Source organism: Mesorhizobium sp. M7A.F.Ca.US.006.01.1.1 (genome assembly GCF_003997935.1).
GTDB lineage: Bacteria > Pseudomonadota > Alphaproteobacteria > Rhizobiales > Rhizobiaceae > Mesorhizobium.
Window position 1 is genome coordinate 1 of record NZ_RZQL01000235.1, and the last position, 10,828, is coordinate 10,828.

Below are 10,828 nucleotides of genomic sequence, written 5' to 3' on the forward strand. Positions count from 1 at the left end.
CGAACAGCGTCGCAAACAGGGCGGCGGCGACGGTCGAGTTGCCGACGCCAAGATCGCCGAGACACAAGAGGTCGGTGCCGCCGGCGATCGCTTCCATGCCGAAGGCCATGGTGGCGGCACAGCCACGCTCGTCCAGTGCGGCATCCTCGGTGATGTCGGCGGTCGGGATGTGCAGGGCAAGATCGAAAACCTTCAGCCCGAGATCGTAGGCAATGCAGATCTGGTTGATCGCGGCGCCTCCGGCGGCGCAAAGTTCGACCGCGTTGGCGGTCGCCGCTACCGGCCGTGGCGAAATGCCGTGGCGCGTGACGCCGTGATTGCCGGCAAAGACCGCCATCAGCGGTCTTGTCACCGCGGGCGGAGCCCGTCCGCTCCAGGCGGCCAGCCAGGCGGCGATGTCCTCGATGCGGCCAAGCGAATTGCCTGGTTTGTCGGCCTTGGCAAACAGCGCGCGAACGCGGGTCTCGGCTGCCGTGTCGGCCGCCGGCAGATTGGCCAACAGGTTGCGAAAATCGTCGAAAGGCAGTGCGCTGGTCATCTTGTTATCGATCATTCCCTGGAGTTGGTGAGCGGCATAGCCGCCTTGCGAGATTGGCACAACCTCTGGGATGATGGGCCCGCGTTTGCCGCAAAGCCGGCCCCGAAGGGCGCAATCGCGAGGGCTTGCATTGGCTTTGCCGTTGCACCATGTGGAGGTGGAACAAGGGATTCCGGATGGAAGCCCAAGAGAAAGTCATGACGGCCATCGAATCCCCGTGCATCCTGGTCTGTTCGATCGACATGAAAACCGGCTTCTGTTTCGGGTGCGGTCGCACGCGCGAGGAAATCGGCGCCTGGATCGGGATGACGCCGGAAACGCGCCGCAGCGTGATGGCGCAGTTGCCGGCCCGGCTGGAGACGGTCGAGCGCCGGCCGCGCCGGGAAACGCGCCGCACCCGCATGGCGCGCGAACGCGACGCGCTATCGTGAGGTGCGGATGAGCCGGTTGTTCTGGATATTGATGGCCGCGATCGGGGTGGGAGCAGTGCTGCTCATGCTCAACGATTCCGCTGGCAGCACGCTCGGCGTGGAGAACAACGATTTCAGCCGGCTGATCTGGCTCGGCGCCTTTGGCGCCCTTATCGGCGCCGGCCTGCTTCGCTCGGGCCGACCCCTGGGCGCCATGGCCCGCAATCTCGGCGCCTGGGCGGCGATCGCACTCGCGCTGATCGCCGGTTACCAGTATCGCTATGAGTTGCAGGATGTCGCCAGCCGGGTGACCGCGGGCCTTGTTCCCGGCAGCCCGCTTGCGCTTGGCGTCGAAGACGGCCACGCCACGGTGACGCTCGACAAGGCGGACAACGGCCATTTCGAAGCGCGCATCCTGATCAATGGCAACCCGGTCCGGGCTGTGGTGGATACCGGCGCGACCAGCACCGTGCTGACGTCGCAGGATGCGCAGGCCGCCGGATTCAATCCAGCGGCGCTCAACTACACCATACCGGTTTCGACCGCCAACGGCATGGCACGCGCCGCGGCCGTGAAAACCGATCAGATTGCGATCGGCGGCATCATGCGCAGGGATATGTCGGTGATGATCGCCGCACCCGGCATGCTCAGCCAGAGCCTGCTCGGCATGAACTTCATCGGTTCATTGTCGGGTTTTGACGTGCGCGGCGACCGCATGATCCTCAGGGATTGATCCCCGAAGCTCAAGCCGCTTCGGCTGCTGCTCCACCGAACTCGACGGCCGCGAAAGCCGTCTTCAGCACGTCCGGGCCGGCGCCGGGTTTTGTCGCGTCGGTGGACAGGATCTGCCGGTAGCGGCGCGCGCCGGGCAAGCCATGGAACAGTCCGACCATATGGCGGGTGACATGGCCAAGCCGCCCGCCCTGCTCGATATGGCGTGCCGCATAGTCCGCCATCGTATCGATCAGCGCGGCGAAATCGAACGGCTCGGACTGGACGCCGTAGAAGGCAGCATCGACGCCGGCCAGAATGCCGGGCGTGTGGTAGGCGGCGCGGCCAAGCATGGCGCCGTCGACATGGTCGAGATGCGCCAACGCCTCTTCGATCGTCTGAATGCCGCCATTGATGCCAATGAATTCGTTATGTTTTCTGACCTTCAGCCGATAGACCCTGTTGTAGTCGAGCGGCGGGATGTCACGGTTTTCCTTGGGGCTCAGCCCTTCCAGCCACGCCTTGCGTGCATGCACCCACAATGCGTCGGCGCCGGCATCGAAAACACCGTTCGCCAGCGCATCGAGGGCTGGCTCCGGATCCTGCTCGTCGACGCCGATGCGGCATTTGACGGTGACGGGAATTGTCACCGCCGCCTTCATCGCCGCGATGCAGCCGGCGACGAGGTCCGGCACCTTCATCAGGCAGGCGCCGAACGTGCCCGACTGAACGCGGTCTGACGGACAGCCGACATTGAGGTTGATCTCGTCATAGCCAAAAGCCTCGCCGATGCGCGCCGCCTCGGCAAGCTTTTCGCGATCCGAGCCGCCGAGCTGCAGCGCGACCGGATGTTCCGACGCATCGAAGCCGAGCAGCCGCTCGCGTGCGCCATGGATGACCGCGTCGGCCACCACCATCTCGGTGTAAAGCAGCGCATGGCTCGTCAATTGGCGGTGGAAGAACCGGCAATGCCGGTCCGTCCAGTCCATCATCGGGGCTATGGCTATCCTAAACCTTTGATACTCTTGCATGTTTCATAACTTCAATAGGTTGGATCGCGTCGTACGTGACTCTATCACGCGCCATGATAGGCCCAAGCCGCAAATTCGGCGAATGACCGGCTGGCGCGACGGCGTGCGGCGCCGAATACCTCAATCGCAAGGTAGCGTATAGGTCGACCTGGCCGGAATTGCCAACGCGTCATCTGCTTTCGATGCCTGGGCGGAGGACGGAACCCTCCAGCTTCGTATGCCGGTGTCTGCGCCAATGATGGGGCTAGGAACTGGGAAGGCCAGCCCTCGACAGCATCTCAAGGAACCGGGAATGGTGGTGATCCTTCACATAGCGCGGCACAAAGCCAGGGCAGACATTGCTCAGATTGAGATGCGGAAGTTGTGACAGGCAATGGTGGATGGCCCGGGATGCTTCTTCGTTGTTTCCGGTGGCTGACGCGGTCGCGGCCCAATAAAGGGCGCCGCGAACGAAGCCAGGCTTTGTCCTGACTACTTTGCGGGCGGCTTCGAGCGCCCGCTGGTTGTCTCCGCCAGCGAAGAGCGCCACAACCAGGCCGTGGTGGCGCCAGAAGTCGATGACATCGTGCGTTCCGAGCCGGATTGCTTCGTTGGCCTCGCGCACCGCTTCGTCGACCTGTCCGCGCAACGCAAAGAGCATCGAAATATCGCCGTGGCCAGTCGGGTAGCTTGGGTTGAGGCTGATCGCGTGGCGGCATTCGGCGATCGCCTCGTCGATACGACCGCAACTTTCGAGAGCGAACGACAGGATACATCGGGCAATTTCATCGTCCGGTACCGCCCGCACTGCGGCTTCCGCGAGCTCGACCGCACGCTCGATCACCCCACGCTCCCGAGGCAGCGCGCCAAACGCAACGCCCATGGATATTACGATCGAGAGCGTCCGCTTTGCACGGGCATTGTCGGGACCTATCGAGAAGGCCTTCTCGGCAAGCTCTATCCCGACCAAAAGTGAGTCCCGAGTCATCTCAAAATATTTCATGAGGGCTTCGTTCACCAGCCTGCGCACTTCAGGGGTACCCGGCGGGCTCTTGTCTCGAACCTTCCAGTTGGTCAGTTGAAGTTCGAGGATCACGGCAAGAACGACAGACTGTGCGATCCTGTCCTGGAATTCGAGCGCGTTCTCGGAATGGCCGTCGAATTTCTGGGCCCAGACGTGGTGGCCGCCGGCGGCATCGACGAGCTGGACATTCACCCTCAACCCATTGCCGGATCTCTGGACGCTGCCGCTGAGCATATATCGCGCCCGGAGTATCCCTGGCGTCTTGGCTTCTTCGCCTGGGCCGCTCTTCTCGGGCGGAAGCGCGGCGAGCACGACATAGTCGGCCACTTCGGAGAGGGCCGTCGTGATGTCCTGGACAAGTCCCTTGGCGAAAAAGTCGTCGCCTTGCTTTCCGGTCAGATTGACGAAGTCGGCAACGCTGATGGACGGACGCCCAAGGCGCTGGCTGGCCGGAACACCACTTGTCGACTGCACATTTGAGGCGTCGTCGGCGGCAAGCAACAGAGATTGCCAAAGCGCCCGCGTTTCAGGGCCGGCTTCGACGCCGAACTCCTTCTTCAGCATGCTTCTGCAGGCTTCGTATGTCCTGATTGCCCTGTCGCGTTGGCCACATGCGAGCAGCAATTCCATCTTGAGCCGATAGGATTCTTCCCGTGTCGGCTCCATGGCCAGAATACGATCGGCCAGGATCAGCCCGGCATCGGGGTCGACGAGACGAGCCAGTTTTTCGAAGGACTCGAGCGCGCGGCCCAGCAGCCTGTTGCGTTCCGATGTGATCCAGTCATCGAACGCATTGCTTCCCAGATAAAGCCCGTCGAGGAAGGGTCCGGTGTAGTTCGCCAAGGCCTTCGCGAGGTCCTGAGCGGAACGGGCCGAGAGACCCGTTTCGAACTTCTCCACGTCGACTTCAACCGCCTCTGGTCTCAGGGCGATCAACTTCCCGCTGGAATGGATGAGATCCACCCCCTCTCGCGCCAGATCCTGGCGCAGGACACTAAGGGCTTGCCGAAGGCTGTTGCGCGAATGTTCGCCGTCGCTGTCGCCCCATAGGAGGTCAGCCAGCCTCTCCCGCGTCGCCGTCATGCCCGGACAGCGGGCCAGATAGGCGATGATTGCCGGCCCTCGTTTCCCGGTCAGCCGAAGCGGACCGGCCGTTTCATTTTCAATCCGGAAACCCCCGAAAAGTGAGATTCTATTTGCAGCGCCGCTGTCCTCACTTTGCATTTGCTATCCCAGCCTGACGAAATCCTAACTCAAAACTAACGCTTCGCAACAATCGGCCTTCGCGCTCAAGCGCTGCCGTAACGGCAGGCTGTTTAGGCTTTGCTAAATTAAGGCGACCAAGTCAACGAAAGGCTTGGTTCGAGGGGGGCGCGTGTCCAGGACAAGAGCCAATTTGCTGCTGCTATTCGCAGCCGCTTTGTGGGGCTTCGGCAATGTCTCGCAAAAGATGGTGCTTGTACATCTGGACGCGCTGAGTGCGGTGGGTCTGCGCTGCCTGATCGGTGGGCTGCTTGTGCTGCCCCTTGTCTTGATGGAGAGGCGGCTTCCGCTTGGACCGGACTATTTTTCCAGCTTGGCCAAGGTGGGCGCGCTGTTTGCCATCTCCATCACGCTCCAGCAGCTTTGCTATCTCAGTGCCTCCGTCACCAATGCGAGCTTCCTGGTCAGCACGGCAACGGTAATGACACCGCTGGCGGCCTGGTTTCTTGTCGGCGAACGTCCGACAGCGAGTCTCACGGTTGCCGCCGGTTTGACCGTTGTTGGAGCCCTGCTGTTGTCGGATGGGATTGCCGGGTTCAGCAGTGGCGATCTCACCGCTGTCCTCTCGGCTGCGTGCTATGCGCTCTGGGCAGTCGAGCTGGGCCGGCACATGCAGGTACATGCGCGGCCGTTCACCGCAGCCGCGACACAGTTCTTCGGCGCCGCCGCCTTCGCCCTGCCGCTCGGCGCAATGCAAGGTAATCTGTCGTTGACCGCCGCATTCGCAGCCGGCCCGGAACTGGCGATCCTCGGTGTGTTCTCCACGGCGATTGCCTTCGGCATCCAGACGGTTGCCCTCCGCTTTACGCCGGCCAGCCATGCCGCCGTGATCGTCAGCGCAGAAAGCGTTTTCGGGGCGCTGGGCGCGGCGATCTTTCTCGGCGAGCGGAGCTCGTCCGCGAGCGTCTTGGGTGCCGGCATCATTCTGGGTGCGATCCTGTCCGTGGCACTGTCGAACCGGGCGCCGCAGACACACACGTCCTTGCGAACCGCTTCGGTTCAACCCTTCGACGGGGCCCCTGCCTTTGCAGCTGCCGCCGCAAATTGGGCAGGCAATCGTCACCCCAACAATTCAGGTCCAGTGGAGGAATGTGATGACCCGTGCCGGTGATGCGAAACCTATTCCAGACCCGGGCGGACCTCCCGCGAGGGCGCAGTGATGGACGCGCGGACAATCCTTCTTCCGATCGCACATTTGGTATCGGCACTTCGCGCCCGCATGAGGGGACCGGGCGGCTATTACAACAGCGGCAACGCGCTCGGCCTCATTGTCGGTCTCGCGATCCAGATTGCCACCGCGCCGGTCGGCTTGCATGAGGGAAGCAGCGTCACCATGGCGGTGATCGAATACTTCGCTGGCAGCCATGGCACTGTTGCGCTGACCTTGACCACCCTGGTCTTCTTCTGGGGCGGCGAGGCCTATCACCGGGCCTGGGCAAGGCCGGATGCTCCCGATCCCGCCCTCAACCGTCTGGGCGACTTCCTGTCGGGCCTGGGTGCGATCGGGCTCGGCATTGCCCTGTTGCTGCTCGGCGATCCATTGCTTGCGGCGACCTCCGGCCTGCTGCATGCGCTGGGCAAATTCGGCAGCACCTTCCACAGGCCCGGCACGCCAATTCCGATGTGGCCGGCCGCTTGGCCCGATCCGTTCCGCAGTGCGGTGCTCGCCAGCCGGTTGCCGGCAATGCTGGCGACGACAGTGGCCCTCGGCCGTGCTTTGCCTGAGGTCTGGTCGGGCGGCTCCTTCGCGGCCCTCCCCATGCCACTGACCTTGCTCGGCTGTTATCTCTTGTGGACCAAGGCCGATCTGCTGCTGTTCGGCGTGGGCACCAAGGCGATCCGCCAGATTTCCACATGTTGAGCTCGCTTTTGAAACGACCGGATGTCGAGATGGAGAATGACATGTTTGGCAGTGTGTATCATCAGGACGCCGGCCCCCCATCCTTTCGCAAACGGGTGCGGGCGACAGGCTGGGGCAGTCTCCTGACGCCGGCCGGTTCAATCTCGAGAGTGACAGGAATACTTGCAACTTCGCTGTTTTGGGGAGCCTGGGCCCATGCCGCGAACGTTGACGTCGCCGTCGTGTTCGCGGTCGACTTCTCGTCATCCATCGATCCGAAGATTGCCGATATGCAACGCGAGGGACATGCCGCGGCACTCACCTCGCCAGAGATCATCGCCGCCATCAGCCGGAATTATGTTGGCTGCATCGGCGTTGCCTATTTTGAATGGTCGAGCCCGGGACACGCTCGCGTCGTGCTGCCGTGGACAAGCATCTGCGGACTGGAAGATGCCAAAGCCGCGGCTGCGGTGATCAGCAGGAAAGGCGATACCGGCTTCATCCGCAGAGGGCGTGGCGGAACATCCGTCTCCTCGGCTATCGACATCGGCAGTCTCCTGCTCGACCAGTTTCCGGGAAAGGCCGCCAAGAAAGTCATCGATATCTCCTCCAACGGCGAGAACAACGACGGGCTTCCCGTCCAACCGAGCAGGTCGAACGCCATAGCCAAGGGATATACGATCAATGCCATCGCCATCCCGACAGAGGATGAGAATCCCGACGAACCTCTGGCATCCTATTTTGCCAAATCGGTGATTGGCGGTTCCCAGGCCTTCGTCATGACGCCGAAGGGGCCAGACGACTACACCATGGCGCTTCGCCGCAAGCTCGTGACTGAAGTAAGCATGAACGACGACCGTCCGCTGTGAAAGTGTGCCATGCAGGACGAACTTTCGACCCGCCAAACCGAGCGCATTGCACAACGAAACTCGCGCCGCCGCAGCGCGAGACCTTGTAGGATCGTCAGGACAACAGCCTATCGCCGCAACGCGTGCACGCTTGCCTTGCCTTCGCCGGGCACCGGCAACGCCATGTCGTCATCGAGAAGGCGTGTGATGCGGGCAAAGCCGGTGAACGCTTTCCTTGCTTCCTCGGCCGACATCTGGCCCGACAAGGCGGCCGAGCAACAATTCAGCGCGCACTGATAAACCGGACCGCGCCGTCCCGTCGGCCATTTCCGCAAGAACATCATGGCTTCGGCAACACTATCGATTTCTTCTACAGGGTGTCCTTGCCCGCGCGAAATCCGCACGGGCGAAAAGAAATGCAATTGATCCATCGTTTCCTCCCGGTCGACCGCAATGCGCTCGATCGAACCCCACCAAACGCGCCAACAGCTGGTTGGTTCCAGGTAAAAAATGGAATCTTCTAGAAATCTGTCAGGCGAAGGCGATCACCCGTGCGGTGGTGAGTGTTGCCTACATCGTCGGGAAGTGGCAGGCGACTTTGCGACCGGGTCGGTATTCCCGTAGCTGTGGCCGCTCCGAACGGCAGCGCTCCGCCGCGATCGGGCATCGGGGATGGAAACGGCAGCCGGTTGGAGGGTTCAGAGGGCTCGGTACGTCGCCGGTGAGGATGATGCGCTTGCGCGTCCCACCGGGCGTCGTCTCCACGGCGGGAACCGCCGAGATCAGCGCCTGGCTATAGGGATGGGCTGGTGCTGCAAACACGTCTTCCGCCGGCCCTTCTTCGACGATCGAGCCGAGATACATGACCGCGATGCGGGTTGAAACCTGACGCACCACCGACAGGTCGTGGGCGATGAAGATGTACGTGAGGTTGAGCTTCTCCTGCAGATCGGCAAGCAGGTTGACGATTTGCGCCTGCACCGACACGTCGAGCGCGGAGACGGGTTCGTCCAGGACCACGAGGTCCGGGTTCAATGCAATAGCCCGCGCGATGCCGACGCGCTGGCGTTGTCCGCCGGAAAATTCGTGCGGAAACCGCATGACGTGATCCGGCAGCAAGCCGACAAGGTCGAACAGTTCCGCCACGCGTTTGGTGATCTCGCTCGACGAGAGCCTGCCATGGATGCGCAGCGGCTCGGCCACCAGGTCGCCGACGCGCCGGCGCGGATTGAGCGATGCCGACGGATCCTGGAAAACCATTTGCAGGCGGCGCCGGAGCGGCCTGAGTTCGGACAGCGATTTCGAGGTGATATCGTTGCCTTCGAACAGAAGCTCGCCGTCCGATATGTCGTAGAGCCTCACCAGGCAGCGCGCCAGCGTGGACTTGCCGCATCCGGATTCGCCGACCAGTCCGACAGTCTCGCCGCGCCACACGGTCAGGGAAACATTGTCGACCGCATGAACGGTTCGCTTGCCTTCGGCGGAAAAACGGCTGCCTATCGAAAAGCGCTTGCCCAGCGAACGCGTCTCGAGGATTGGGCGGTTCTTGTCGATCATCGGTCCGCTCATGCCTGTGCCATCCTGAAGCATGCCGCTGCATGAGTGCCGCTCCCGAGGTCGGGCTTGCCGGCCTCGCAGGGCTCGTAGTGAACCGGGCACCGCGGACCGAACGCACAGCCTTGCGGCAATCGCAGCAATGATGGCGGCGAACCGGGAATGGCCGGCAGGCGCCGTGGTTTTTCGCCGGTCAGCGGCGGGATCGAACCCAGCAGCGCGCGCGTATAGGGGTGTCGCGGATCGGAAAACAGCTCCGCGCGACTGCCGCGCTCCACCACGCGACCGGCATACATGACCATAACCCGGTCGGCGAGTTCGGAGACCACGCCCATGTCATGTGTGATGAAGACGACCGCCGACTTGTGCGTCGCGCGCAGCTTGCGCACCAGATCGAGAATGCCGGCCTGCACCGTGACGTCGAGCGCCGTGGTCGGTTCGTCAGCCACCAGAAGCGCCGGATTGCAGGACAAAGCCATTGCGATCACCGCCCGTTGACGCATGCCTCCGGACAGTTGGTGCGGGTAGCGCGACATCGCCTCGTGCGGGTTCGGAAAATTCACCTCGGCCAGCAGTTCCTCGACGCGCTCCATCGCCTTGGATTTGCTGATGCTGCGATGCGCGCGGATCTGTTCGGCGATCTGCCAGCCGATGGTGTAGACAGGCGTCAGGGCGGTCATCGGATCCTGGAAGATCATCGCGATCTCGTTGCCGCGCAGCCGCCGGAGTTCGCGCGCGGGCAGTCCCACGAGTTCGCGGCCCTTGTAGCGGATCGACCCTTCGATGGTGGCATTGGGATCTGTGATGAGACCCATGACGGCCAGCAGCGACACCGTCTTGCCGGAACCGGACTCACCGACGACGCCGAGGATTTCGCTCTCCTCGAGGTCGAAGGAAACGCCATCGATGGCCCGCACCAGGCCATCATTTGTGCGGAAGGAAACTCTGAGGTCGCGCACCGACAGTATCATGATGTCCTCAGGCGCGGATCGAGAAGGATGTAGACGAAATCGACGACCGCGTTGGCGACAACCACGAACATGGAAGCGTACATCACCGTTGCCATGATCATCGGCAGATCGAGATTCTGCAGCGCGTCATAAGTGAGCTTGCCGATGCCGTGCAGCCCGAACACCACCTCCGTCAGCAGGGCCGAGCCTCCGACCAGCGCACCGAAGTCCAGGCCGAACAGGGTGACGAAGGCGATGAGCGACGTGCGCAAGGCATGGCGCAGCAGGATGCGGGTCTCCGACAGCCCTTTGGCCCGGGCTGTGCGGATATAGTCTTCCTGCAGGGATTCGATGATTGCCGCGCGCAGCACGCGCCCGTAAATACCGATGTAGAGAATGGACAGTGTGATCCAGGGAATGACCAGGGTCAGGAACCAGCCCTTCGGATCGTCGGAGAAATTCTTGTAGCCGAGCGGCGGCACCCAGGAGAACGCCCAGCTGTCGTGGTAGCGGCTCTGGGTGATCAGGTTCATCACTTCGCCCAGCCAGTAGACCGGCATGGAAATGCCGAGCAAACCTAGCGCCATCAGCAGCTTGTCCAGCCAGCTGCCGCGCGTGGCGGCGGCGGCGATGCCGATGATGATGGAGACGACCACCCACAGGATCGCTGCTCCGAACAC

Annotated in this window: 12 protein-coding genes; 5 read left to right on the forward strand and 7 right to left on the reverse strand. The window is 62.6% G+C overall.

What is annotated here, in order from left to right; translation table 11 throughout:
• The coding region (locus EN943_RS29600; protein ID WP_206522837.1) for a nicotinate-nucleotide--dimethylbenzimidazole phosphoribosyltransferase at positions 1-538 on the reverse strand (538 nt) is incomplete at its 3' end.
• 197 nt (positions 539-735) lie between these two features.
• On the opposite strand from EN943_RS29600, the gene EN943_RS29605 reads away from it, so the two are divergent.
• Both EN943_RS29605 and EN943_RS29610 read left to right on the forward strand, forming a co-directional pair.
• Positions 736-969 (forward strand): DUF1289 domain-containing protein, encoded by a 234-nt coding sequence (locus tag EN943_RS29605; RefSeq protein ID WP_164778447.1) that lies wholly within the window; start codon positions 736-738, stop codon positions 967-969.
• 7 nt (positions 970-976) lie between these two features.
• Positions 977-1,681, forward strand: a complete 705-nt coding sequence (locus EN943_RS29610; protein ID WP_127270820.1) for a TIGR02281 family clan AA aspartic protease — start codon at positions 977-979, stop codon at positions 1,679-1,681.
• A 10-nt stretch (positions 1,682-1,691) separates the two neighbouring features.
• Here the strand turns inward: EN943_RS29610 and dusA are convergent, their stop codons facing one another.
• The gene (gene dusA, locus EN943_RS29615; protein WP_127415693.1) at positions 1,692-2,690 is read right to left on the reverse strand and encodes a tRNA dihydrouridine(20/20a) synthase DusA; all 999 of its coding nucleotides are present in this window, start codon (positions 2,688-2,690) and stop codon (positions 1,692-1,694) included.
• Between the two features lie 244 nt (positions 2,691-2,934).
• The gene (locus EN943_RS29620; RefSeq protein WP_127415694.1) at positions 2,935-4,917 is read right to left on the reverse strand and encodes a BTAD domain-containing putative transcriptional regulator; all 1,983 of its coding nucleotides are present in this window, start codon (positions 4,915-4,917) and stop codon (positions 2,935-2,937) included.
• A 151-nt stretch (positions 4,918-5,068) separates the two neighbouring features.
• Here EN943_RS29620 and EN943_RS29625 point away from each other — a divergent pair, with 151 nt between their 5' ends.
• The 3 genes from EN943_RS29625 to EN943_RS29635 are packed head-to-tail and all read left to right on the forward strand — an operon-like array spanning position 5,069 to position 7,665.
• Positions 5,069-6,067, forward strand: a complete 999-nt coding sequence (locus EN943_RS29625) for a DMT family transporter (RefSeq protein ID WP_127415695.1) — start codon at positions 5,069-5,071, stop codon at positions 6,065-6,067.
• A gap of 48 nt (positions 6,068-6,115) precedes the next feature.
• Positions 6,116-6,817, forward strand: coding sequence for a hypothetical protein (locus tag EN943_RS29630; RefSeq protein ID WP_127415696.1), 702 nt, complete (start codon positions 6,116-6,118; stop codon positions 6,815-6,817).
• 41 nt (positions 6,818-6,858) lie between these two features.
• On the forward strand, positions 6,859-7,665 hold the full coding sequence (locus EN943_RS29635; protein ID WP_127415697.1) for a DUF1194 domain-containing protein: 807 nt from the start codon (positions 6,859-6,861) through the stop codon (positions 7,663-7,665).
• Between the two features lie 107 nt (positions 7,666-7,772).
• On the opposite strand, the gene EN943_RS29640 is transcribed toward EN943_RS29635, so the two are convergent.
• The 4 genes from EN943_RS29640 to EN943_RS29655 all read right to left on the reverse strand — a co-directional run.
• Complete coding sequence (locus tag EN943_RS29640; RefSeq protein ID WP_127415698.1) at positions 7,773-8,075, reverse strand: DUF982 domain-containing protein; 303 nt, start codon at positions 8,073-8,075, stop codon at positions 7,773-7,775.
• Positions 8,076-8,214: 139 nt separating this feature from the next.
• Positions 8,215-9,213 carry a dipeptide ABC transporter ATP-binding protein gene (locus EN943_RS29645; RefSeq protein ID WP_245476018.1) on the reverse strand — a complete coding sequence of 333 codons (999 nt, stop codon included), beginning with the start codon at positions 9,211-9,213 and terminating at the stop codon, positions 8,215-8,217.
• Positions 9,210-10,169 (reverse strand): ABC transporter ATP-binding protein, encoded by a 960-nt coding sequence (locus EN943_RS29650; RefSeq protein WP_127415699.1) that lies wholly within the window; start codon positions 10,167-10,169, stop codon positions 9,210-9,212. The genes EN943_RS29645 and EN943_RS29650 overlap by 4 nt, the downstream gene beginning before the upstream one ends.
• Positions 10,166-10,828: ABC transporter permease (locus EN943_RS29655; protein WP_164778448.1), on the reverse strand; the 663-nt coding region annotated here is incomplete at its 5' end. The genes EN943_RS29655 and EN943_RS29650, both read right to left, overlap by 4 nt.